The organism is Filimonas effusa (assembly GCF_004118675.1).
In the GTDB taxonomy this organism is placed as follows: Bacteria; Bacteroidota; Bacteroidia; order Chitinophagales; family Chitinophagaceae; genus Filimonas; species Filimonas effusa.
The window spans coordinates 624,869-648,228 of sequence record NZ_SDHZ01000002.1; the positions used below are offsets into that span (position 1 = coordinate 624,869).

General features: G+C 47.1%; 22 protein-coding genes. 11 read left to right on the top strand and 11 right to left on the bottom strand.

Translation table 11 applies throughout. The features are described from left to right. Positions 1-19 precede the first annotated feature (19 nt). From ESB13_RS13815 to ESB13_RS13835, 5 genes are all read right to left on the bottom strand, one after another. On the bottom strand, positions 20-610 hold the full coding sequence (locus ESB13_RS13815) for an NADH-quinone oxidoreductase subunit B (RefSeq protein WP_129004242.1): 591 nt from the start codon (positions 608-610) through the stop codon (positions 20-22). Positions 611-852: 242 nt separating this feature from the next. Then, positions 853-1,251 carry an NADH-quinone oxidoreductase subunit A gene (locus ESB13_RS13820; RefSeq protein WP_220399680.1) on the bottom strand — a complete coding sequence of 133 codons (399 nt, stop codon included), beginning with the start codon at positions 1,249-1,251 and terminating at the stop codon, positions 853-855. Between the two features lie 64 nt (positions 1,252-1,315). Then, positions 1,316-3,076, bottom strand: coding sequence for a tetratricopeptide repeat protein (locus ESB13_RS13825; RefSeq protein WP_129004244.1), 1,761 nt, complete (start codon positions 3,074-3,076; stop codon positions 1,316-1,318). A 58-nt stretch (positions 3,077-3,134) separates the two neighbouring features. Continuing rightward, positions 3,135-4,049, bottom strand: coding sequence for a PstS family phosphate ABC transporter substrate-binding protein (locus ESB13_RS13830; protein ID WP_129004245.1), 915 nt, complete (start codon positions 4,047-4,049; stop codon positions 3,135-3,137). 3 nt (positions 4,050-4,052) lie between these two features. Continuing rightward, a complete protein-coding gene (locus tag ESB13_RS13835) occupies positions 4,053-4,283 on the bottom strand; it encodes a hypothetical protein (protein ID WP_129004246.1) in 231 nt (76 codons plus the stop codon). 257 nt (positions 4,284-4,540) lie between these two features. On the opposite strand from ESB13_RS13835, the gene ESB13_RS13840 reads away from it, so the two are divergent. The 3 genes from ESB13_RS13840 (at position 4,541) to ESB13_RS13850 (ending at position 7,333) form a co-directional block, all read left to right on the top strand. Continuing rightward, on the top strand, positions 4,541-4,999 hold the full coding sequence (locus tag ESB13_RS13840; RefSeq protein ID WP_164974212.1) for a low molecular weight protein-tyrosine-phosphatase: 459 nt from the start codon (positions 4,541-4,543) through the stop codon (positions 4,997-4,999). 43 nt (positions 5,000-5,042) lie between these two features. Next, a complete protein-coding gene (hisS, locus tag ESB13_RS13845; RefSeq protein WP_129004247.1) occupies positions 5,043-6,416 on the top strand; it encodes a histidine--tRNA ligase in 1,374 nt (457 codons plus the stop codon). Positions 6,417-6,853: 437 nt separating this feature from the next. After that, positions 6,854-7,333: a hypothetical protein gene (locus tag ESB13_RS13850; RefSeq protein WP_129004248.1), complete on the top strand. Its 480-nt coding sequence runs from the start codon at positions 6,854-6,856 to the stop codon at positions 7,331-7,333. A gap of 19 nt (positions 7,334-7,352) precedes the next feature. Here ESB13_RS13850 and ESB13_RS13855 read toward each other — a convergent pair whose 3' ends face one another. From ESB13_RS13855 to ESB13_RS13865, 3 genes are all read right to left on the bottom strand, one after another. Beyond that, positions 7,353-7,769, bottom strand: coding sequence for a hypothetical protein (locus tag ESB13_RS13855; protein WP_129004249.1), 417 nt, complete (start codon positions 7,767-7,769; stop codon positions 7,353-7,355). Further along, a complete protein-coding gene (locus ESB13_RS13860; RefSeq protein ID WP_129004250.1) occupies positions 7,759-8,241 on the bottom strand; it encodes a Panacea domain-containing protein in 483 nt (160 codons plus the stop codon). The genes ESB13_RS13855 and ESB13_RS13860 overlap by 11 nt, the downstream gene beginning before the upstream one ends. Before the next feature lie 653 nt (positions 8,242-8,894). After that, positions 8,895-10,088 carry a thiolase family protein gene (locus tag ESB13_RS13865; protein ID WP_129004251.1) on the bottom strand — a complete coding sequence of 398 codons (1,194 nt, stop codon included), beginning with the start codon at positions 10,086-10,088 and terminating at the stop codon, positions 8,895-8,897. A 79-nt stretch (positions 10,089-10,167) separates the two neighbouring features. On the opposite strand from ESB13_RS13865, the gene rlmN reads away from it, so the two are divergent. From rlmN to ESB13_RS13895, 6 genes are all read left to right on the top strand, one after another. Next, positions 10,168-11,214 (top strand): 23S rRNA (adenine(2503)-C(2))-methyltransferase RlmN, encoded by a 1,047-nt coding sequence (rlmN, locus tag ESB13_RS13870; RefSeq protein WP_129004252.1) that lies wholly within the window; start codon positions 10,168-10,170, stop codon positions 11,212-11,214. A 150-nt stretch (positions 11,215-11,364) separates the two neighbouring features. Then, positions 11,365-11,796 carry a hypothetical protein gene (locus ESB13_RS13875; RefSeq protein WP_129004253.1) on the top strand — a complete coding sequence of 144 codons (432 nt, stop codon included), beginning with the start codon at positions 11,365-11,367 and terminating at the stop codon, positions 11,794-11,796. 59 nt (positions 11,797-11,855) lie between these two features. Next, a complete protein-coding gene (locus tag ESB13_RS13880) occupies positions 11,856-12,998 on the top strand; it encodes an efflux RND transporter periplasmic adaptor subunit (protein ID WP_129004254.1) in 1,143 nt (380 codons plus the stop codon). Positions 12,999-13,092: 94 nt separating this feature from the next. Further along, a complete protein-coding gene (locus ESB13_RS13885) occupies positions 13,093-16,245 on the top strand; it encodes an efflux RND transporter permease subunit (protein WP_129004255.1) in 3,153 nt (1,050 codons plus the stop codon). An 11-nt stretch (positions 16,246-16,256) separates the two neighbouring features. After that, positions 16,257-17,693, top strand: coding sequence for a TolC family protein (locus ESB13_RS13890; protein ID WP_129004256.1), 1,437 nt, complete (start codon positions 16,257-16,259; stop codon positions 17,691-17,693). A 288-nt stretch (positions 17,694-17,981) separates the two neighbouring features. Then, positions 17,982-18,629 (top strand): hypothetical protein, encoded by a 648-nt coding sequence (locus ESB13_RS13895; protein ID WP_129004257.1) that lies wholly within the window; start codon positions 17,982-17,984, stop codon positions 18,627-18,629. Positions 18,630-18,773: 144 nt separating this feature from the next. Here ESB13_RS13895 and ESB13_RS13900 read toward each other — a convergent pair whose 3' ends face one another. The 3 genes from ESB13_RS13900 to ESB13_RS13910 are packed head-to-tail and all read right to left on the bottom strand — an operon-like array spanning position 18,774 to position 20,909. Next, positions 18,774-19,094, bottom strand: a complete 321-nt coding sequence (locus ESB13_RS13900; RefSeq protein WP_129004258.1) for a nucleoside triphosphate pyrophosphohydrolase family protein — start codon at positions 19,092-19,094, stop codon at positions 18,774-18,776. A 55-nt stretch (positions 19,095-19,149) separates the two neighbouring features. Then, a complete protein-coding gene (locus ESB13_RS13905) occupies positions 19,150-20,061 on the bottom strand; it encodes a helix-turn-helix domain-containing protein (protein ID WP_342772670.1) in 912 nt (303 codons plus the stop codon). Between the two features lie 41 nt (positions 20,062-20,102). Then, complete coding sequence (locus ESB13_RS13910) at positions 20,103-20,909, bottom strand: SDR family oxidoreductase (protein WP_129004259.1); 807 nt, start codon at positions 20,907-20,909, stop codon at positions 20,103-20,105. Positions 20,910-21,138: 229 nt separating this feature from the next. Here ESB13_RS13910 and ESB13_RS13915 point away from each other — a divergent pair, with 229 nt between their 5' ends. Both ESB13_RS13915 and ESB13_RS13920 read left to right on the top strand, forming a co-directional pair. After that, on the top strand, positions 21,139-22,557 hold the full coding sequence (locus ESB13_RS13915) for a pseudouridine synthase (protein WP_129004260.1): 1,419 nt from the start codon (positions 21,139-21,141) through the stop codon (positions 22,555-22,557). Further along, entirely contained in the window at positions 22,550-23,290 is a 741-nt protein-coding gene (locus ESB13_RS13920) for an RluA family pseudouridine synthase (RefSeq protein ID WP_129004261.1), read from the top strand. The genes ESB13_RS13915 and ESB13_RS13920 overlap by 8 nt, the downstream gene beginning before the upstream one ends. Positions 23,291-23,360: the final 70 nt, after the last annotated feature.

Here is a 23,360-nt window from a genome sequence, read left to right on the forward strand (position 1 = left end):
GGTCATCTCTTTTCCTTTCCTACTGTATTCCATAGCTGTTCAACAGCGCTTTGTAATGCTCGCTGTTCCTGCGGCGCAGGCTTTCGGCATGTACCAGGTCCTGGATCCGGAGAATACCGTCGAGAATAGCTTCAGGACGGGGAGGACAGCCGGGAACATATACGTCAACAGGAATGACCTGGTCAATTCCCTGTAACACAGAGTAAGAATCAAAGATCCCCCCCGACGATGCACAGGCACCAACTGCCAGTACCCAGCGGGGTTCAGCCATTTGCAGATATACCTGGCGTAAAACAGGAGCCATTTTCTTCGAAATCGTTCCCATAACCATCAACAGGTCGCACTGGCGGGGGGTGAACCCCATCCTTTCTGCACCAAAACGGCCAAGATCGTAGTGAGAAGCCATGGTAGCCATGAACTCAATACCACAGCAGGAAGTTGCAAACGGCAACGGCCAGAGTGAGTTTTTACGGGCTAAACCTACCACACTTTCCAGGGAAGTTGCAAAATACCCTTCTCCGCCTAATCCCGGAGGCATTTCTGCAATAGCCACGTTATTGTGAATATCTGGTTGCTTCGGATGAATGTTAAAACGTACCGGACGAGACATAATCTATCACATTTAATCACTGCCAAAAGTAATTCAGGGCCGGTTGTAACAGCTTATCATCAATTTGTTGTAACGGTTGCTCCTGTCACAAACGGGTAGGCAAAAATAGCACACAACCTTACAATTCCATGGAAAACGACCAAGAACTTTCAAAACGTTTTGAAAAAAATGTATCCCCATGCGCCATAAAAGGCATAAAAAAAGCAGGATCACTCCTGCTTTTACTTATATTCTGAAAAGACTTAATCCTCCCACTGAAGAGCCCCTTTCTTAATAATGTAGAAAAATCCAATAACGAAAAAGCTCACAAACATCATCACAGCCCAAAATCCACCCCATCCCAACATCTTAAAATTAACAGCGTAAGGATAGAAAAATATAACCTCTACGTCAAAAAGCACGAAAAGAATCGCTACCAGGAAGTACTTGATAGCAACAGGATGACGCGCATCACCATGACTTTCAATACCACTGGCGAAATTTGCCAGTTTATCACCTGTTTTACGCTTGGGACCCAGCCAATGGGTTACAAACATCATAACCACTACAAACCCAATAGCGAACAGGAACTGTACACCAATAGGAAAATAGTTTGTTGCATTGTTCAATGGCGGTTCAACCAAAAGTGTCATTAGATCCATGCTTCAAGATTCTTAATTATCGCAAAAATAAAAACTCCGCTCTAAAAGCGGAGTTTTTATTTATTTATTTTCCAGCACCGTTGGATCTGCCACCGGATTGCTGCTGACTTTTTTCGTATCTGTCTAATGCACTTTGCAGTTGATTTTTGGTTTGCGTTGCAAACTTGTTCTCTTCTGAAGCTGCATCAGGATATAAACCCTGCATTTTACCAGCGATCTCTATCGCTTTTTTGTACCCTTCTTCTTTAGAAATGTTTTTTACATACTGTGTGTAATAGATCAGTAAGTAATAATCATTCAGGTAAACCACTTTCTTATTGGCAACAGAATCTTTCATCAGGAAAGCGTTGTACTGCTCGATAGCAGGTAAAGCCAGCCCCTGGGTAGAGTCTCTGTCAGCTTTCTTGGCGATAAGCACACGGTAAGAATAACCTTGTGGTTTATCAGGAAAAGCAGTAATATAAGCGTTGGTGATAGAATCGGCGATAGGGAACAGCTCAGCAACAGCCGCAGTATCCGTACTTGCATTCACAGCATCGTAAGCTGCTTTGCTCAAACGGTAGTATTCAGCTTCCGAAGGAGTTTCTCCTTTGATGGTTAAAGCACGCATATACCATTTCAGCTGACGGCCATACCTGTTTGCTTTACCAAAGATGGTAGCGCCGGTGTTGGCGTAAGCAGCCTGGTTCACTTTGCTGGTATCGAGGTCGATAGCTTTGTTCAGGTAACCTGCAGCCACATCTTCCTTACCAGGAAACCTGGCAGAAATTTTAGCAGCCTGTACATAGTGATCGGCAGTAACGATGTTCGCAGGAGCAACACTCAGAAACTTATTCATAGCAGTTTCAGCCGCTACAGAATCACCTAACCTGTCGTAGTTGTAAGCATACAATACCTGCACCTGGGGAAAATCTTTACAAGGACCAGACTCCATAGCTTTACCCTTGTCCAGTGATTCCTGGTATTTACCGGCACGGAACAGGTAGTCGGCTACGAAATAATCGGTTTTGCAATCCTGGTCGGCATATTGTACATACTTATCCAGGAACTCTTTCGCAGCATTTACATCTCTGTTCTTGTAAAAGTCGAAATAAGCAAAGTATACCGGAGCATAGGCAGGATCAGCCGCAATAGCCTTACCATACCACTCGTTCATCGCTTCGGTGTTGTTCTGGCTTTGGTAGATATAACCTATACGGAAGAAACCTGCTGCATAGTTGGGAACGCGTACAGTTGCTTCACGAAAAGCTTCTACGGCTTCACCACCCCGGTCGCCACCTAATTTCAGGTAACAGATCCCCATATAAATATAGGGTTCGGGAGACTTGGTGTCCAGCTCAACTGCTTTTTTCAGTTTATCGATAGCATACTGAGGGTCGCCGGTTTTACTGCTCCCATCTGCAAAGGCACGGCCAATAGCAGTTAATATAGCAGGATCAGGATTACCCTTGTTTTTGCCTTTTGTAGCTGTGGTTGCTGTGATCGCCTGCTCAAACTTTTGTTTTACCGTATTAATATCGGCATGTTCAAGAGTCTCTACATGACCCATACCCAGCCAGATCCACGGTTCATTCACTCCATCGGTAAGGGCTTTCTGGTAAAGCGCCTTTGCTGCAGCAATATCATCATCCTCGAGGAAGGCCTGACCTAACCAGTAAATAGCATATGCATCTTTGGGTTTGTCATTTACTACTTTCTGAAAGGCTTCCTTAGCACTCTTGGTTTTCTGATAGTACAGGAACTTGATGCCGTCATCTACCGACTGGGCCAGTGTTAGTCCAGTGGCAAATGCTAACGCCAACAATGTTAAAGCTGTCTTCTTCATGATCTTCAGTTTATACAGTGTTAAATCAGTACTACTTATTGGTTTTTAAAACAGATTACTATTCCGATAGATCTCCCTTACGAACGCCAAAATACATTTGTGCGGGGACCAGGTAGGCTCTTCTAAAGATTAGCTGACCTCTTTCCAGACTCATAAAGTTGATTAAACCTGTGCCAAGACCGGTTGAATTCTCTTTGAGTATATAAAACAAAGGTCGTACCAAGGGGTATTGGCCATATGACAAAGTTGCTTGTGAAGGTTTCGCGAATATATCTTTTTCGCAATTCTTACATTCAACGAGCGCCATTTTAATTTTGCTGTTCCAGGCCTTCTGCTCAGGATCCTGGTCGTTTCCAAACCAGCTCGATCCTATAAAACCTACAGCATTTTTGTCGGCCGCAATATATTCCAATACCGCCTTACTCCCCTTCGCTGCAGTAACGTTTCCACCGAATTTCGCGCCTCTAAGCACCGAATCCATCAGGTATCTCACCGCACTGGTAGCATTATTACCATCCACCACCACCGTCTTCTTCTCCTCACCCGACAACAGTCTGCGAATTCGTTCCATCGTATACACCGTGTCCTGCGACTCAATATTTACCACCAGGTCTACTGCATCAAAGGCCAGAACATCAAATACGGGCTTGTAACCCAATTTGTTTTTATAGAAAGCTATCTCTTCCTCATTTAACCCTCTTGCAACAATTATAAGCCTCGTACTATCCGTTTGCAGATCTCTGAAACAATCCGCTTCAGATTTATATTCAGGCACAATTTCAGCATCGGGAAAAGCTGATTTATAAACTTTTATTTGTTCTTCGATAACCGGCTTAAAACTCTCATCAACACTTATATGTATCCTGCCTTGCTTGGGAGAGTCATAATACTGTTCACCAGCTGTTCTCGAATCATCACAGCTCTGTAAAAATATTACCCCTGCCGCTATTCCAATGATTTTCTTTATTATCATTTGTTAGTAGTCGCGCTTAAAAGATCTGTACAACCTGAAAGAACCGTATAAAAGACAAAGCCCCGCAAACAGGTAACGCATTAAAGGGTCTAACTCCGCGATCTGCGGTATCTTTTTACCGAAGATCAGTACAAGGCCCATTAAAAATATAAGGACAGCCCTTACCAGGTCAAAAGCCACTCTTGCCCCGGCCATTCCTTGTTCTTGTCGTCCATCCCTCATTCTGTGTTCCATAATCGAATCCAGATTTTAAACGAAGTGAGCAATTTAGGAAAAAATCAATTTCCACACGCCTAAACAAACCGTTAATGTAGGTTTTTGACCGTTTAAACGCGATTTATTCAATAAATAAGACATTTCCTTTCATTTTTTCCATACCATAAAATCGGGAATTAACAATATCTTAAGAGTTCCCGTTTATGCACGAAGCCCTTCATACACACAGCCGTCATTCACCCATCTACCATCAGAATAAGATATCTTTGCCGCTTATGAAAATTCTAATGGTATGCCTCGGGAATATTTGCAGAAGCCCGCTGGCAGAAGGTATTCTCAGACATAAAATAAAACAGCACAAACTGAACTGGGAAGTGGCAAGCGCAGGAACCGGAGGTTATCATACAGGCGAAGCGCCCCATAAATTATCGCAGAAAGTAGCTTTATATAATGGCATAGATATCAGCGGCCAGTGCGCCAGGCAGTTCGAAGCCAGCGATATGTTATCATATGATTACATTTACGTGATGGACGCCTCCAACTACCAGGATGTGAAAAGAATGAGCGGCAGATCTTGGGATCCCTCCAAAACAGATTTACTGCTTAACGAACTTTACCCCGGCCAGCATCGCGGCGTTCCCGACCCCTGGTATGGCGGCGAAGAAGGTTATCACGAGGTATTTGAGTTGATCGATAAAGCCTGCGATAACATCATCCTGAAATTCAAGGCATAACAGCACAAATCTTATTACGACATAAATTTTCAATATTATCACAATGAAGCCTACCCTTCCACAAGGCACAAGAGATTTTAGCGCAGCAGTTGTAAGAAAGCGCAATTATATATTTAATACCATCCGTAACGTATTTGAACTCTATGGTTTCCAACCCCTCGAAACGCCAGCCATGGAAAACATGGAAACCCTGATGGGTAAATATGGCGACGAAGGCGACAAGCTCATCTTCAAAATCCTCAACAATGGCCTGAGCGAAAAACAAAATACGGCACGCGCCGATTTTGAACAGGTGCTCGAAGGCAAAAACACGAAAGCCATCACAGAACGTGCCCTCCGCTACGATCTTACCATTCCCTTTGCCCGCTATGTAGCCATGAACCACGGACAACTAACCTTCCCTTTTAAACGCTACCAGATTCAGCCCGTATGGCGCGCCGATCGCCCGCAACGCGGCCGCTACCGCGAGTTCTATCAATGCGACGCCGACGTCGTAGGCAGCCAGTCGCTGTTGAATGAAGTAGAACTTACCGCTATCTATGCTACTGTTTTCAGCAAACTGGGCATCCCGGTAGAAATACGCATCAACAGCCGTAAAATACTTGCCGCCCTCGCTGAGCTTTGCGGCGGACAGGAACAACTCACCGCTATCACGGTTGCTATAGATAAATTGGATAAGATAGGGCTTGAAAAGGTAAAGGCCGAACTGGAACAACGTGGCTTACAACCTGAACAGGTTGCTATCATTGAAACCTATCTGCAGATCGATGGCAGTAACGAAGAAAGAATGCAGCAACTTATTTCTCTGATGGCTGGAAATGAAACCGCCGCCAGGGGAATAGAGGAGCTGACCTATATATTGGCGCAAACAGGTAACCTCGCGGCTTCCGGTGCTTCCAGCGCCGAAGTGATCACAGATTTCACCCTGGCACGCGGTCTTAACTATTATACCGGTGTCATCTTCGAAATAAAAGCTAAAAACGTAAATATGGGCAGCATCGGCGGCGGCGGCCGCTACGACGACCTTACCGGGTTGTTTGGCGTACCCAACCTGCCAGGTGTAGGTATCAGCTTCGGCGTCGACCGCATTTATGATGTAATGGAAGAATTACAGTTGTTCCCCGAAGAAGTACAAACAGGAACACAGGTCCTGTTTTTCAACCTCGGCACAGCCGAAAGCAACCAGGCGTTTAAACTGATGCAGTCGCTGCGCAGCAACGGCATCCGCTGCGAATTGTTTCACGAGTCAGCCAAATTCGACAAACAGTTTAAATACGCAGAAAAGAAAACCATCCGCTACGCAGTGATCCTCGGCAGCAAAGAACTGGAAGAAAATACCTGCGTAGTACGTGATCTTCAAAACGGAGAACAAAAAGCACTGCCCCAAACACAACTCACAGCTTCGTTATTTGAATAACTACGCATAAAGATCGGCTGACACAACCAAAGGAACCAATAAGCGCTCCACAGGAAAGCGCAGCATAAGGGGCCGGCCATAACAGCCAGCCCCTTATACCCGTTCCGTCATTCCCGTAGCTAAGCCGCCTTAAAGCCGCCTAAGACGAAAGATAACCGCACTTGCATCGCATTTACATCGTACTTGTATCGCACTTGCATCGCACTTGATCCCCCCAACCGCCCCTTTATCCCCCCCTTGCCATTTCTTTCGCGGCAGCTTACGCAACTTATTCCAGTCAGGCAGTCCCTTGCTTAGCCCCCCCTCGCAACCCGGTACACAGCTCACAAATCTCCAGGCCAGCTGCCCCCGGCTCGCTCCGCCCCCTGTTTAACGATATAATTCCCAACTCTGGCACAGTATTAGGGCAGATATCGGCTCACAAATGAAGATTTCGGATGAAAAACTATGTATTACGCTGTACCCTTGTTCTCATTATATTCTCTGCCTGCAGCCGCAAAACCACTCCTCCTGCTTCAGGCAATACCAACGCACAGATCGTTTATCCCAATAAAACCAAACCCGGCACCACGCCTGTAACACCGGCCATCCCCGATACAACTACGGTTCCCATTACTACAAACGAAAAAATACTTGTCATACTTGACAAAGGAGGACGCCTGGCTGTAAGCTCCAAATCAGTGCCGCCTTATGTACTTGCCAATAATAAAGTATTACCGGCCAATGCCCCCATCACAGCTACGCAAAGAAGTAACATGCTGGCACGCCATCACGTCCTGCTCCCGCTGGCGTTATATGTTCCCGACGCCAAAGCAAGTAAATCAGCTAAAGGCGATTACTACCGCTATCAGAATAAATTCTGGTACTGGAAAAAAGCAGATGGATTCTTCTACCTCGATGATATCTACTACAAATAAAACGGTATAAACACCGGCACTACTGGATCTTATCTATCGGGTAATGACTTTTAGCATGAAAAAGATACTTCGTTACCAACAGGAAAAAACCCAGGAAGTTGACGGTAGTGGTGGTAATTAGCGTGATCATGATACTGTCCGACAAATTAAAGCAGAATGGCTTATTGTCACCAAAACCCTGGCAGAACAGGATGATAAAAATGAAGAAGGTCCAGATACACGTAAATGTAAAGATCAGGAAAGCATATTTTTTACGCTCCTTGTTATTCTGAACAAGCGTCTTGTTGTATTCAACAGCCGATTCCACGCGTGCAAGCTCAAGCTTGAAAGAAGCCTCACGGTTCAGGTAGTCTTTTTCCTGCAAAATTGGTTGTGGTGCGTCCGGAGCTTCATTTACAAGCGACTGAAGCTTCTCTAGGTTAATATCATTCTTCATTGGTTACAACAAACTGTTTGAAGTAATCCGCTATTTCTGTATTGGGAATAGCTATATCGTTGATATTGGGATTGTAATTTTTAGACCAGGGCGACCCCGGCTGATGTGTCCAGTTCGAAAGTTTGATAGCATTGAAATCCTTAAGACTATCCCAGGTAAAATCAAGGGTTTTAATAGCCTCCTCATTAAGAAGGGAAAGCCCCGCTTCCTTGGCATTATGATCTACAACCCATTCAGTAGAAGCAATAGGATCACTGCCATATAACTTATAGGCATGATAAATATCCGGCACAACAGGCCCAAACTTCCAGGCCTGGAATTTTTCGCTTACCAATGCCTCTTTATGTAGGGCCATATGTATGCCATGAGCAAAATAGACCATTTTTTGCAACTTCATCTGGCTCAGAGGATTTCCTTCCTCTATACCCTTTTTTACCAGGTAATAAGCGATTAAAGATGCTGGATAAGACATGCTATTAATCTTTTTTCACAAATATAATCATTTGCATCTACATACTAAATTTTTTAGCCCCCCTCAAAGGAACCTTTACAACACCACCCTCCAAAATCCGGCCGCCTGAAAACGCCAAAACCAACAGTCTGCCCAACCACCAGCCTGTCAAGCCCCCAACCTATCGGTACCACCACCTGTCGGTACCGCACCTTCCAAAGCCACCAATCTATCGAGGCAACCAGCCCCTCACTACCACCAGCCAGTCGGGCTGCCAAACCACCACCCCCTCGCAACCACCAACCTGTCAAGCTCCCAACCTATCGGTACCACCACCTGTCGGGACCGCACCTTCCAAAGCCACCAATCTATCGAGGCAACCAGCCCCTCTCAACTAGCAGCCAGTCGGGTCGCCAAACCACCAGCCCCTCGCAACCACCAACCTGTCAAGCCCCCAACCTATCGGTACCACCACCTGTCGGGACCGCACCTTCCAAAGCCACCAATCTATCGAGGCAACCAGCCCCTCGCAACTACCAGCCAGTCGGGCCGCCAAACCACCAGCCCCTCACAACCACCAGCCAGTCAAGCCACCAATCTATCGAGGCAACCAGCCCCTCACAACCACCAGCCCCTCGGCGCCCCCTGCCTGATCCCCAGCCGCGCTGGCATAGTTACATCCGCTCAAATATCATCGCCGCCCCCTGCCCCACTCCTATACACATCGATGCCAGCCCATACCTTCCCCCACTTCTTTTCATTTCATGTAATAAGGTAGCAGCAATACGGCTGCCACTGCATCCCAGCGGATGCCCAATGGCAATAGCGCCACCATTCACATTAACAGTATCCGGGTTAAGCTGCAATTCCTGCATACAAGCCAGGCTTTGAGCAGCAAACGCCTCATTCAGCTCGGTAAGCGCCAGATCGTTAACCGAAAGCCCGGCCCTCGCAAGCGCCTTTTGCGACGCCGGCACGGGACCAATTCCCATAACAGAAGGATCTACCCCGGCTACGGCCATACTTACCACCCGCGCCATAGGTTGCAGGTTAAACTGTTTTACAGCCGCTTCACTGGCCAGTAATAACGCAGCCGCACCATCATTGATCCCGCTCGAATTACCCGCTGTAACAGAGCCGTCGGCTGCAAAAGCAGGCTTCAGGGAAGCCAGCTGTTCCAATGAAGTCTTTCGCGGATGCTCGTCGCTGTCAAAAAGACGCTGCTCTTTATTTTCGGTTACCATCACCGGCGCTATCTCATCCTGCCACTTGTTTTTCTCCAGCGCACGGGCATAAGCCTCCTGCGAACGCAAGGCGAAAATATCCTGCTGTTCACGGCCGATCTTCCATTGCCTTGCTACATTTTCAGCCGTTTCTCCCATCGTATAAGGATGATAAGCCGCCGACAGGCGCGGATTCACAAAACGCCAGCCCAAAGTGGTATCATACATTTCAGGCTGCCGGCTCCATGCAGTTTCGCCCTTGGCCATTACAAACGGAGCGCGGGTCATACTTTCAGCGCCACCCGCTATGTAAAAAAGCCCTTCGCCACACATGATAGCACGGGCAGCATCCATAATAGATTGTAAACCACTGGCACATAATCGGTTAACCGTTATGCCGGCAGTGGTTACCGGCAGGCCGGCCAATAATGCCGCCATCCGGGCAACATTGCGGTTGTCTTCACCCGCCTGGTTGGCAGCACCCGCAATAACATCCTCGATAACAGCAGGATCCACCCCCGCATTTCTCGTCATAAGCGCTTTTATCACATGCGCAAGCAGGTCGTCAGGACGCATCCTGCTTAACTTTCCGCCATACCTCCCCACCGGAGTACGCACGGCATCAATTATATAGCAAGTTCTCATAGAAACTGAAGATAGGAAAATAATAGATGTTAGTATTGGCGAACGCGGCCACTTGTGTCTACTATTGTATCTTTGCGCCATGGCAATGCAGCAACAGAATATCCGGCACCTTAGCCTGCCGGAATTAGAGGCGTACTTCCTGGAAATGGGAGCTCAGAAATTCAGGGCAAAACAGGTCTATGAGTGGATCTGGCAGAAACATGCACATAGCTTCAACGCTATGACCAACCTGAGTAAGGAACTGAGAAACCAGCTGGCCGAAAACTTTACATTGCCCGCCCTCTCTTTCGATGCCACACAGCATAGTAACGACGGCACCATAAAAAGCCGCTTCAAAACAGTGGAAGGACATCTCGTCGAAGGGGTGCTCATCCCTACCGACGAACGCAAAACCGCCTGCGTATCCTCACAGGTAGGCTGCAGCCTTAGCTGCAAATTCTGCGCAACGGGCTATATGGACCGGAAAAGAAATCTTCATTACGACGAGATCTACGACCAGGTAGTGCTCATCAACCAGCAAAGCGAAGAAGCCTACGGTAAAAAACTGTCCAATATTGTATTTATGGGCATGGGCGAACCCCTGCTTAACTACAATAACGTCCTTAAAGCCATTGAAAGAATATCGGCTGAGGATGGTCTGGGCATGAGCCCGCGGCGTATTACGGTTTCTACAGCAGGCGTTGCCAAAATGATCAGGAAACTGGGAGACGATAAAGTACGCTTTAAACTCGCCCTGTCCCTGCACGCCGCAAACGATAAAAAGCGGAATGAGATCATGCCGGTTAATGAAAGCAACAACATCAAAGCACTGATCGACGCGCTGAATTATTTTTATAAACAAACAGGCAACGAAATCACCCTGGAATATATTCTCTTTCAGAATTTTAACGATAGTTTAGAAGATGCCGCCGAACTGGTGCGCGTATTCAGGCAAATACCAGCCGATCTCGTTAACATCATTGAATATAATACAATAGACGCCTTCCAGTTTTCAAAACCCGATGAAGATACTGTTGAAGCATTCATGCAATACCTCGAGAAAAACCGCGTCAACGCAAGGCTTCGCAGAAGCAGGGGAAAAGATATAGATGCAGCATGCGGACAGCTCGCCAACAAGGAGTCTTAGAATAGAACTGCCGTTGATGATTCCACCCGTCTCAGAATGTACCTCCTGGCATTTTTCTCTATTTTTTTCTATATTTGTTTCGAACGAAATCAGTAGCACTCAACTGCCGACTGCTGCCATATGAGTCCTGGTTAATGTAGAAAAAGCAGTATGCCGGTAAAGAAAATAAATACTTTCATATCCGTTATTCTGGCCATCTCTTTTGGCCTGATGAGCTTTGCTTTGCCCGGAAATCACTTCACTCCGAAGCCGATAAACGGAACCGACCATCTTTCATTAACACCAGACCCACGTACCAACTACGGCACCGACGGATACTTCCTCGGATGTCTGCTCGATCTGCTGGCAGGTAACCCCGAAACAGCGGAAGAAGCACCCATAAAACATTTTCATTTTCACTACAGCTACTTCAACCTGCAACGCACGCCCATCAGGCACCAGGTGCGGCAGAAAGAAGCCCACCAGTATTGCGGCACACATGCTCACGCCAGGAACGCTGTCCTGCATGCCAAACCCGCCAATACCACGGAAGCACTACTACCTCCTTATTACAACTACCTCTTCCGGTTAACACCGTTCTGAGTTCAATCACTGGCTTTAGTACATACGCCCTTTGATTGAATTAACTTAATTGAACATTAATGATACGGAAGAATACACTCTGTTTTTTCACGGCTATGGCTTTGTGTGCCATTGCATGCCGTTCCAATAACGAAAACAAATCCACCGGCAGCGAACTCCAGGAAGTCCCTGTCGTTCAGATCCTGAAAAAAGACACCATCATACATACCAACTACGTCGCAGCTATCGAAGCAAGACGTAACGTAGAATTAAGAGCCAAAGTACAGGGCTATCTCGAGCAGATCTACGTCGATGAAGGTCAGGAAGTAAAAGAAGGACAACTGTTGTTTAAACTCAACGACAAAGAATACCGCCTCGCCCTCGACAAAGCAAAAGCCAACCTCGCCAATATGCAGGCCGAAGCCAAAGCAGCTTCACTGGAAGCACAAAGGGTAAGCGGACTGGTAACGAAAAAGATCATTTCATCAACCGAACTCGATCTTGCCAAAACCAGGGTCCGGTCAGCCGAAGCCAAAGTAGCCGAAGCCCAGGCACTCGAATCCGAAGCAGCACATCACCTTTCCTATACCGCTATCTATGCGCCATTCTCCGGCGTAATAGACCGTATCCCCCTCAGAAGCGGCAGCCTTGTGAATGAAGGTGCACTACTCACAACCGTATCGGACCTCAGCACCGTTCACGCCTATTTCAACGTGTCTGAAAACGAATACCTCCAGATCCTGCAGTCCAATGGCAATGAAAAGAAAAACGATGCATTGAACAGCACCGTGGAACTCTTCCTCTCCAACGGCAATAAGTACGCCCATAAAGGCATCATCAAAACCATGGAAGGACAAATTGATGCAGGTACAGGCTCCATCGCTTTCCGCGCCAGCTTCCCCAATCCCAATCACCTGCTGAAACATGGCTCTACCGGTAAAATCGTTGTCACCACGCCTGTTCAGGAAGTGCTGCTGGTTCCGCAAAAAGCCGTCTTCGAGATCCAGGATAAAAACTACGTGTACGTAGTAGAAAAAAACAACGTAGTAACCATGCGCAATTTCATTCCAAGTGTGCGCATCAACGACTACTACATTGTTCAGTCGGGCCTCTCCAATGGAGATAACATTGTGCTGGAAGGTGTACAGTCTATCAAAAACGGTATGCGCATTCAACCCAGAACCGTCCAAAACGATAGCCTGCTTGCACAACGATTGAAGTAGAACGATCAATTAATCCTTTTATTGACCAACAGATAACCTGCCGGAAGCCATGCTATTGCCGCTTCCGCAGAACTATCACTGAATACGCATCACAATGGTTGAAACATTTATACGACGACCGGTATTATCACTGGTTATCTCACTTATCATATGCCTGCTGGGGGCACTGGCGTTGTTCACCCTGCCGGTAACTCAGTTCCCCGATATTGTTCCCCCTTCTGTAGTAGTAACAGCTAAGTACACCGGCGCCAATGCCGAAGTATGTACCAAAGCTGTGGCCACCCCTTTGGAAAGAGCTATTAACGGTGTGCCCGGCATGACTTACATGTCGTCTGTATCCGGTAACAACGGCACAACGCTCATTCAGGTGTTCTTCCAGGTAGGAACAGACCCCGACCAGGCAGCCGTAAACGTTCAGAACCGCGTATCCACCGTACTCGACGAATTACCCGAAGAGGTGATCAAAGCCGGTGTAACCACCGAAAAAGAGGTGAACAGTATGCTCCTCTACCTCAACGTCATCAGCCGCGACTCTACCATGGACGAAGAATTCATCTACAACTTCGCCGACATCAATGTCTTGCAGGAACTGAAACGCATCGATGGTGTTGGTTTCGCCGAGATCATGGGCGCCAGGGAATACTCCATGCGCGTATGGCTGAAACCCGACCGTATGCTTGCCTACAACGTATCAACCGATGAAGTCATCCAGGCGCTGCGCAACCAGAACGTAGAAGCCGCCCCAGGCAAAACAGGCGAAGGCTCCGGCAAACAATCATACGACCTCGAATATGTATTGCGCTATACAGGTAAATTCTTCGAGCCCTCGCAATATGAGAACATTGTGATAAGAGCTTCGCAGGATGGCGATATCCTGCGGTTAAAAGAAGTAGCCGATATCGAGTTTGGTACACTGAGTTATAGCATGGTATCGAAAACAGATGGCAAACCATCAGCATCTATCATGATCAAACAACGCCCCGGCTCCAACGCAAGCGATGTCATCAAGGCCATCAAATCCAAAATGGCCGAACTCAGGGAAGATGGCTTCCCTCCCGGAATGGACTACAACTATGCCTACGATGTATCGCGCTTTCTCGATGCAAGTATCCATGAAGTATTGCGTACGCTGGTTGAAGCGCTGTTACTGGTATTCCTGGTAGTCTTTGTATTCCTGCAAGACTTCCGCTCTACGTTGATTCCCGCGCTGGCAGTACCCGTGGCATTGGTAGGTACACTGGCTTTTATGCAAATGATGGGCTTCTCTATTAACCTCCTTACCCTCTTCGCACTGGTGCTGGCGATTGGTATCGTCGTCGATAACGCCATTGTCGTCGTTGAAGCGGTTCACGTTAAAATGAGCCATCATCATATGCCCGCCTTACCCGCAACCATTGGCGCTATGAAAGAGATCAGCGGCGCCATCCTGGCAATCACGCTCGTCATGTCGGCGGTGTTTGTGCCTGTGGCATTCCTCTCCGGGCCGGTTGGCGTATTCTACAGGCAGTTCTCTCTTACACTGGCAATAGCCATTGTCATCTCCGGCATCAACGCCCTTACGCTAACACCCGCCCTTTGTGCGTTGCTGCTCAAACATCCTTCGCCAGGCAAAAAGAAAAACTGGCTCCAACGCTTCTTCGGCGGTTTCAATAAAAGTTATAATGCTACCGAAAACAAGTATAAGAACCTTGTAGTCCGTATAGCAGGTAAGAAATGGGTAACGCTGGCAATGCTGGTGTTCTTCTGTCTTAGTACCTGGATAGCCGGCAGCGTATTGCCATCAGGCTTTATACCTACGGAAGACCAGGGCATGATCTACGTGAACGTAACCACCCCGCCCGGCGCTTCGGTGGGCCGTACCGAAAAGGTACTCGATGCCATACAGGTAGCTTCTTCAAAGCTCGGAGAAGTAGAGAACATCAGCACGCTTGCAGGTTATAGCCTTGTTACCGAAGTAGCAGGCGCCTCCTATGGCATGGGCATGATCAACCTCAAAAGCTGGGACAATCGCGACGCCAGCGTCGAAGATGTGATCGCAAAACTGCAGCAACAAACAAAAGGCATTACCGATGCCACGATCGAATTCTTTGCACCACCCACCGTTCCCGGTTTCGGTAACGCCAGTGGCTTCGAATTCCGTTTGCTCGATAAGGGCAAAAGCAGTGATCTCAATAAAACTGCTCACGCTACCCAGGATTTTATAGCCGCCCTGAAAAAGGAGAAAGCCATCGCCAACGCCTTCACCAGCTTCGACGCCAGCTTCCCGCAATACATGATCCGGATAGACCAGGATATGGCCGCCAAAAAAGGTGTCACCGTCGACAATGCCATGCAAAACCTGCAAACATTGCTGGGCAGCTACTACGCCACCAACTTCATCCGCTTCGGACAGATGTATAAGGTGATGGTACAGGCTTATCCCGACTATCGCTCTAAACCGGAAGACATTTTAAGTCTTTATGTAAAGAATGATAAAGGCGAAATGGTATCATACGCCAACTTCGCCACGCTCGAAAGAGTATACGGCCCGGAGCAGCTTACGCGTTACAACATGTACACATCGGCCCTCATCAATGGCGATGCCGCAGCAGGCTTCAGTAGCGGTGATGCCATCGAAACCATTGAAAGGGTAGCAAAAGAAAAACTGCCGAAAGGTTACGACTACGAATGGTCAGGCATGACACGCGAACAGATCCTCTCCGGCAACCAGGCAGGCTTCATCTTTCTGATATGCCTTGTATTCGTTTACCTGTTGCTGGCAGCACAGTACGAAAGCTTCCTGCTGCCATTACCCGTAATCCTGTCTTTGCCTACAGGTATCCTGGGCTCCTTCCTCTTCCTGAAAATGGCAGGGCTCGAAAACAATATCTACGCGCAGGTGGCGCTCGTAATGCTGATAGGCTTGCTGGGTAAAAACGCCATCCTTATCGTAGAGTTCGCGATCCAGCGCAGTAAAGATGGCTTATCGGTACTCGAAGCCGCCAAAGAAGGTGCAGTATCCAGGCTGCGGCCAATCCTCATGACATCCTTTGCATTCATAGCAGGCTTGATACCCTTGTGTATCGCCAGCGGCGCAGGCGCCATGGGTAACCGGTCTATAGGTACCGCAGCCGCAGGCGGTATGCTTATCGGTACCATCTTCGGACTGGTACTGGTGCCGGGGCTCTATGTAGTATTCGCAAGCCTGGCAGCACACAAAGCCAATAAGAAAGCCAATAAGCACGGTCATCATACAGCTCATTCCTAAACAGTAAACACATGCGATTCCTTATATATGCATCACTTATAGTAGTAACAGGCATAACCGGCTGCAAAGTAGCGCAGCCGGTTATACTGCCCGAAGCACGTACCATGCCGGCCGCCTTTAGCGCTGCACAACACGATAGCACCGGCATAGGCGATCTTACATGGCGCCAGTTCTTCAAAGACCCGTTATTACAACAGCTCATCGATACAGCGCTGCACAACAATCCCGATATGCAGATTGCCATGCAACGCATACAAACCGCCAATGCACTGCTGCTGGGCGCTAAAAACGCAATGCTCCCCTCCGTCAACGCCATCCTTTCAGCAGGCATCGATAAATACGGCGACTACACCATGAACGGTGTGGGTAACTGGGATACCAACCTGTCGCCCAATATCTCCGGTAATCAGAAGATCCCCTATCCTGTCACCCCCGACTTCTTCCTGGGGTTGCGCAGCAACTGGGAAATAGATGTATGGAAAAAACTGAAGAACAAAAAGAAAGCGGCATTGGCGCAACTGGCCGCTTCACAGGAAGGTAAACGCCTGCTTACTACCATGCTCGTGTCGCAGGTAGCGGGTTACTATTTCGAACTGATGGCTTTAGACAACCAGCACCGCATCATCCGCCGTAACACCACCTTACAGGAAAGCGCGCTGGAAGTAGTAAAAGCACAGAAAGAAGGCGGCCGGGCCACACAACTGGCAGTGCAGCAAATGGAAGCGCAATTGTATAACACCCAAACATTTGAATACTCCATCCGCCGCGAAATAGTAAAGGCAGAAAACCAGCTCAACTACCTGCTTGGACGCTATGCCCAACCAGTATTACGCGACAGCGGGTTTATGCAGAAAGCCATCCCCGAAAAAGCCATCGCAGGTTTACCCAGCACCCTGTTATTACGCAGGCCGGATATCCGCGAAGCCGAGTGGCAGCTCGAATCAGCCAAAGCAGATGTAGCGGCCGCCAGGGCTGCTTTTATGCCTTCCTTCCAGATCACTCCCTACGCCGGCATCAATGCATTTAAAGCACAACTGTTATTCAACGGCTCTTCACTCACATATGGTCTGTTGGGAGGCCTCACCGCTCCCCTGTTTAACCAGAAGCAACTGCAGGCCAACTACCTGGTATCCACCGCACGCAACAAAGAAGCATGGTACCAGTATCAGAAAACCATCCTCAACAGTTTCCGCGAAGTAGGCACAACCATAGAGCAGCTCAACAATACGCGCCAGCTTTACCTCCTGAAACAAAAACAGGTAACTGCCTTAAGTGAAGCGGTAGCTTCTTCCCGCGAACTTTACATTGCAGGTTACGCCTCCTACCTCGAGGTGATCACCGCCCAAAAGGGTGTGCTGGAAGCAGAGTTGGAACTGAATGAAGCGAAGAAGGCCCAGTTTCTCTATTGGATAGATCTGTACAGAGCGCTTGGAGGAGGAGATAAATAGGAACAGATGGCAGAATGATAGGTTTAAAAGCAGGTGAAGGCCATTACAATAATTATGACACGAGGGTGGCTCGTAAATAAAAATAGCCGCTGAGAATTGCTTAAACGGGAACCCTTCTCCATCAGTTACCCGAGAAAAACGAGGCCGTATCGCACTTCAACTTATGATACGGCCTCTTTGTTTTTATGCTGGAGAACCAAACGTTAATGTTTAGTTGTTATGGCATTTTTTGGAGGAGCGGGTTAAACCTCCGAATTCTGTCGTAGTCTATTTTAAAAACGACACAACATGAAAAAAATCTTAACACTTGCAGTAGTTGGCGTCTTCATGACAGCCAGTGCGATGGCCCAGGATAGTACAGCTGTTAAGCAACATAAAGCAGGCGTACATCAAAAACACCAGGGAGATGGTAAAGACCATAAACATCATGGACACAAGGGCGACAAAGCAATGAAAGGCGTCACTTTCTCCGATGAACAAAAGGCACAGGCCAAAACCATTAACGAAGATTTTAAAAAGAAAGCAGCAGATGTAAAAGCCAAAAACCTGGATGCAGCAGATCAGAAAAAACAATTGGCGGCACTGCACCAGGAGCGTCATCAGAAAATGCAGCAGGTATTAACGGCCGAACAAAAAGCCACTATCGAAACCAACAGGAAGCAGGCAGCAGCAAAAGCAAAGGAAATGAAGGGCAAACGCCTCGATGCCATGAAAGCCTCTCTGAACCTCAACGACGAACAGGTAGCTAAAATAAAAGAAGAAAAAGCAAAGACCCGCGAGCAGATCAAAGCAATCCGCGAGAACCAGTCACTCTCCGAAGCCGACAAAAAAGCACAGGTAAAAGCTGTTATGCAAAAACAAAAAGCCAGCTGGGATAACATCCTCACGCCTGAACAAAAGGCTAAAATGAAAGCGAAACAACAACCTTCAAAATAATAAATGAACGAAACAATAGCCAGATGATGGAATGAATAATGGATAGGATCTAACCATTACAATAATCAACATTGAATAACCGGGTGTGCCTAAAGCTCACCCGGTTTTGTATACAACCTTATCCTCTTTCACAGAAACGTCCTTCTACGAAAGCTGTCCCTCTGTCTTGGTCAGAAAATTTCCTACAGCCTCCTTAATATCGATACCGCTGCGATCGGCAAGCACAATCAGCCACCAGATATTCTCACCAAGCTTATGTTCCAGCTCCGATTGAGAATTAGCTTTCGGCCAGCGCTCCTGCTGCGACATGATATTTCTTCCTACCAATCCCGCATCCGTCAGATAAGCCAATGCATCTTCTTCCACCGTCCATTCACTGCCATGATGCTGTAGCTCCAGTTGGTGATACTTTTTCCTCAATTCCAGTGAACGGGAGACGATATCATTAAAATCTGTTTCACTCATTTCTTCTTATTTAATCGATGATGAATCTAATGGTTTATGTATAATACATGTAGCGTTAGTTCCGGATCGTCTTTTTATAATCCAGGGGCGATAAGGTGGTTTTGGTTTTAAAGAACTTGCTAAAAGATTGCGGATGCTCAAAACCCAGTTGATAAGCAACTTCCGCCACGGTGAGTACATCTTTAGTCAGATACTCCTTCGCCTTTTCGATAACTTTTCTATGAATATATTGCTGCGTATTTGAACCTACCAGGTTCCGTAACAGATCACTTAAATATCTTGGAGTAAGATGCAGTTGTTCTGCTACAAAATTTACAGACGGAAGTCCTTTCTCCAGCGACGTTTTATGATTGAAATAATGTTCAAGCAGCTCCTCCAATCTTACCAGTATGTCATTGTTTACTGCTTTGCGGGTAATAAACTGGCGATCGTAAAAACGGTTACTATAGTTAAGCAATAATTCAATTTGTGAAATGATCACGTCCTGGGAAAATTTATCAATCCGTTCATTCAGTTCCTCCTGCAGGTAGCTATAAACGCTCAGGATAGTGGCCTTTTCTTTTTCAGATAAATACAATGCTTCGGCTGCTGAATAACTGAAAAAGCCGTACTGTTTTATTACCGTGTTCAGGGTATAGGGACGGATGAAGTCAGGATGAATATGCAGTGACAAACCTTCATAATTCGCTTCTTCATCCTGCATGCGCAGGAGTTGACCGGGAGCTACAAACGACATTCCTCCATCCTCGAAATCGTAGAATCCCTGTCCGTATCTCAATTTTCCCGAAAAACGGGTCTTAAACGAGATCTTATAGAAATCAAGGATAATACCTTGTTCAAAATCTGCGGGGTCAAAAACAGCATCTCCGTAATTGATAACACTAATCAGAGGATGCGAAGGCGCCGGCAGTCCCATTGCCCTATGCAAGTGAGCCAGCGAATTGAATATGACGGGTCCCTTCTTCACAATTTTACATTCTTAACAAATCTACAAATTAATAACAGGCTCTAAAATAGGAACGCTGATTTCAGCCTTTCCAGTTGCGCTTCCGCTCCTGTAGCAGTACGTTCATGATACAATGCTATGGCGTCTTTACCTGCCACATAGCGCAATTTATCCTGTCCATCGGTTGCTGCCTCAAAGATCACCCGGGCAATATCTTCAGCACTAGCGTAGTTGGCTACCTGTTCTGCGCTATATCCTTCGGCCACTTTAGCCATCAACTGCCGGTAGGCACCATGCGTACCGGACTGTAAAGAGCGGCCTGCAAAATCGGTCCGGATGCCGCCAGGAGCCACTATCTTCACCCGCACATCAAACTGCGCCAGTTCAAGCGCCAATGCTTCGGAGAAGCCATCTACTGCAAATTTGGTGGCGCTGTAAAGTGTACAGGTTGGGAAGCCTAATAATCCAAAGCTCGAGGTAATGTTGAGAAACAGGCCTTTTCTTTTCTCTCTGAACCAAGGTATGAATGCCTTCGATACGCGTATAACACCCAGTAAATTCGTATCTACCTGTTTATTTATCTGTTCTTCGGAGAAGGCCTCCAGTGGACCAATCAAACCATAACCGGCGTTGTTCAATACCACATCAATATCGTAAAGGTTTGCTACCTGCTCTACAGTATCGTTAACCTGCTGTCCATTGGTGACATCAAGCGGTAGTATGGTTATATTTTTCAACTGCCGCAGCTCCGTTTCCTTTTCCGGTTGCCGCATGGTAGCAATAACATTCCATCCTTTACTTTGAAACAACCTGGCTGCTGCCTTTCCAAGTCCTGATGAGGCACCTGTAATGAAAATTGACTTACTCATAGTTTATATGCTGTTATATAAGGCAAAAATCAAGAGAATGTCACTGCCCCGATGAACCAAAAAGGAGATTTCAGTAGCCAGAATGACCAGGCCGCCCGGCCCCCGGGGAAACGATGTTAACAGTACGGGTGAAACGGCCTGTATGCAGGTTCCGTAAGGCGCAGAAACCATATACCGCATTATTTGCGTACCTTTGCCGTTCCTGTTGCAAAACAGCAAATACAATTTTATGGCAAAACAAGCGTTTGATAAGTTCATCAATAAGGCCAGTGCGGCCAAGAAAAAAGAGGCACACCGCCAGGAAAAGAAAGCCTTAAAAGCCGAAATGCGGGCTGATTATGAAGCCAGGAAAAAAGAAGCCGGCAAAACCAACGAAAAAAAGTATGGAGAAGTAACAGCAGCCGGCAAAAGAGGCAGGACTGACAAAGCTGCTACGCCGGAATCCGGATTTAAAGGCAGAAGTGGTAAATCCGATGCTTCTGAAGGCAAATTCAAATCCAGGGGTAAAGCAGAAACGCCCGAAATCGGCTTTAAAACAAGGAAGCCCGATGCTGCCGGTTTTGAAGCAGGACGTAAGGCAGGCGGCTCATTTGAAGCTGAGAAAAAAGCCAGGCAGGCATCATTCGAAGCCGGCAAAGGCAAACGTACAGAAGGCAACTTCTCTGAAGACAAAAAAGGCCGTGGAATTGGCATAAAGCCCCAGGGCGGCGCGGCAACAAGAGCCACAAGACCAATAAAAGCCACCACACGCACCGCATACGGTAAAACTGACGACGAAAAAGCCGATGCACTGCAAGCTTCTTTACAAGCAACACCACGTTCCAGGTCTTACGCAACTACAGCTACCAATAAAACAACTGCCGCCAAAACTGTTACCGCTAAGGATAGCGAAGGCAACGACATGATGCCACTGAACAAGTTCATCGCTCATGCAGGCATCTGCGGCAGAAGGGAAGCAGCAGACCTCGTAAAAGAGGGACAAGTAGTAGTTAACGGCGACAAGATCTTCGAACCCGGCTTTAAAGTAAGCGCGGCCGATAAAATAAAAGTAAAAGGTAAACCCGTGTTCCTTCAAAAGAACCTGGTATATATACTGCTCAACAAACCCAAAGATTATATCACCACCGCCAAAGATCCTGAGGGACGTAAAACGGTACTGGAGCTTATTAAAGGAGCCACCCAGGAGCGTGTTTACCCTGTAGGCCGCCTCGACCGTAACACAACAGGCGTACTATTACTCACCAATGATGGCGAACTGGCGCAAAAGCTTACCCACCCTTCATACGAGATCAAGAAGATCTATGAAGTAAAGCTGGATAAACCTTTACAGAAAAAAGATTACGAAGCTATCGTCAACGGTATAACACTCGAAGACGGCTTTGTACAAGCCGATGCAGTGGGTTATGCTGATCCCAAAGACAAGTCAGTTATAGGCATACAAATTCACAGTGGCCGTAACCGCATTGTACGCCGTATTTTTGAACACCTGGGTTATGATGTCAGAAACCTCGACCGGGTAATGTTCGCCAACCTCACCAAAAAGAATGTAGATCGCAGCAAATGGCGTTTACTCAACGAAAAAGAAGTACGTCTGCTGAAATACATGAACCAGTCTTTTGTAAGAAAAAGAGAGAAAAAGGATGCCTGATCAATATTTACCTCACCCGTTGAAGCCGGAAATCATATTCGAGAACGATGCTTTCGTTGCCATCAATAAACCTTCAGGCCTCCTAAGTGTGCCCGACAGGAAACAGTCGGAAGTATCGCTGAAAGATCTGCTGCTGAAGAAATACGGCAGCATCTTTACAGTTCACCGCCTGGATAAAGACACCTCTGGTGTTATTGTATTCGCGAAGGACGAAGCTGCCCACAAGCAGCTCTCTGCTCTATTCGAAGGCCGCGATGTAGAGAAGTATTACCAGGGCCTGGTATATGGTATTCCAGCCCATGAAGAAGGCAGTGTTAACGCCCCTATTGCAGAACATCCCGCCAACAATGGTAAGATGATCACGCACAGCAAAGGCAAGGCCTCCTTAACTGATTATAAGATACTCGAAAAGTTCCGCCTGTATTCCTGGCTGGAGTTTCGCATTCATACAGGCCGTACGCACCAGATACGGGTACATATGCAGCACCAGGGAAATTCTATTGTATGCGATGAACTTTACAGCGATGGCACTCCCTTGCTGTTGTCATCTATTAAGAAAAAGTTCAACCTCTCCAAAAAAGAAGATGAAGAAAGGCCATTATTGAACAGGCTGGCACTTCATTCGCATCTGCTCAAATTTGAGTTTGATGGAGAAGCCATTACATTGGAAGCACCGTTGCCAAAAGACTTACGGGCAGCTTTGCAGCAATTAGAGAAGCACAATAAGGGATAGAATTCAGAGTGATTATTAAAGGGGCCTGCTTATCTATTTGATATAGTTAAAACGCCCCATGGAGTCGGTA

Bases quoted from the DNA above. Each gene is read 5' to 3' on its own strand.
- ESB13_RS13915 (WP_129004260.1), top strand. From the start codon at position 21,139: ATGGCAAAACAAGCGTTTGATAAGTTCATCAATAAGGCCAGTGCGGCC.
- ESB13_RS13865 (WP_129004251.1), bottom strand. From the start codon at position 10,088: ATGAGAACTTGCTATATAATTGATGCCGTGCGTACTCCGGTGGGGAGG.
- ESB13_RS13860 (WP_129004250.1), bottom strand. From the start codon at position 8,241: ATGTCTTATCCAGCATCTTTAATCGCTTATTACCTGGTAAAAAAGGGT.
- ESB13_RS13910 (WP_129004259.1), bottom strand. From the start codon at position 20,909: ATGAGTAAGTCAATTTTCATTACAGGTGCCTCATCAGGACTTGGAAAG.
- ESB13_RS13820 (WP_220399680.1), bottom strand. From the start codon at position 1,251: ATGGATCTAATGACACTTTTGGTTGAACCGCCATTGAACAATGCAACA.
- ESB13_RS13830 (WP_129004245.1), bottom strand. From the start codon at position 4,049: ATGATAATAAAGAAAATCATTGGAATAGCGGCAGGGGTAATATTTTTA.
- ESB13_RS13900 (WP_129004258.1), bottom strand. From the start codon at position 19,094: ATGAGTGAAACAGATTTTAATGATATCGTCTCCCGTTCACTGGAATTG.
- ESB13_RS13825 (WP_129004244.1), bottom strand. From the start codon at position 3,076: ATGAAGAAGACAGCTTTAACATTGTTGGCGTTAGCATTTGCCACTGGA.
- ESB13_RS13815 (WP_129004242.1), bottom strand. From the start codon at position 610: ATGTCTCGTCCGGTACGTTTTAACATTCATCCGAAGCAACCAGATATT.
- ESB13_RS13885 (WP_129004255.1), top strand. From the start codon at position 13,093: ATGGTTGAAACATTTATACGACGACCGGTATTATCACTGGTTATCTCA.
- ESB13_RS13835 (WP_129004246.1), bottom strand. From the start codon at position 4,283: ATGGAACACAGAATGAGGGATGGACGACAAGAACAAGGAATGGCCGGG.
- ESB13_RS13840 (WP_164974212.1), top strand. From the start codon at position 4,541: ATGAAAATTCTAATGGTATGCCTCGGGAATATTTGCAGAAGCCCGCTG.
- ESB13_RS13890 (WP_129004256.1), top strand. From the start codon at position 16,257: ATGCGATTCCTTATATATGCATCACTTATAGTAGTAACAGGCATAACC.
- ESB13_RS13855 (WP_129004249.1), bottom strand. From the start codon at position 7,769: ATGAAGAATGATATTAACCTAGAGAAGCTTCAGTCGCTTGTAAATGAA.
- ESB13_RS13920 (WP_129004261.1), top strand. From the start codon at position 22,550: ATGCCTGATCAATATTTACCTCACCCGTTGAAGCCGGAAATCATATTC.
- ESB13_RS13895 (WP_129004257.1), top strand. From the start codon at position 17,982: ATGAAAAAAATCTTAACACTTGCAGTAGTTGGCGTCTTCATGACAGCC.
- ESB13_RS13880 (WP_129004254.1), top strand. From the start codon at position 11,856: ATGATACGGAAGAATACACTCTGTTTTTTCACGGCTATGGCTTTGTGT.
- ESB13_RS13875 (WP_129004253.1), top strand. From the start codon at position 11,365: ATGCCGGTAAAGAAAATAAATACTTTCATATCCGTTATTCTGGCCATC.
- rlmN (WP_129004252.1), top strand. From the start codon at position 10,168: ATGGCAATGCAGCAACAGAATATCCGGCACCTTAGCCTGCCGGAATTA.
- ESB13_RS13850 (WP_129004248.1), top strand. From the start codon at position 6,854: ATGAAAAACTATGTATTACGCTGTACCCTTGTTCTCATTATATTCTCT.
- hisS (WP_129004247.1), top strand. From the start codon at position 5,043: ATGAAGCCTACCCTTCCACAAGGCACAAGAGATTTTAGCGCAGCAGTT.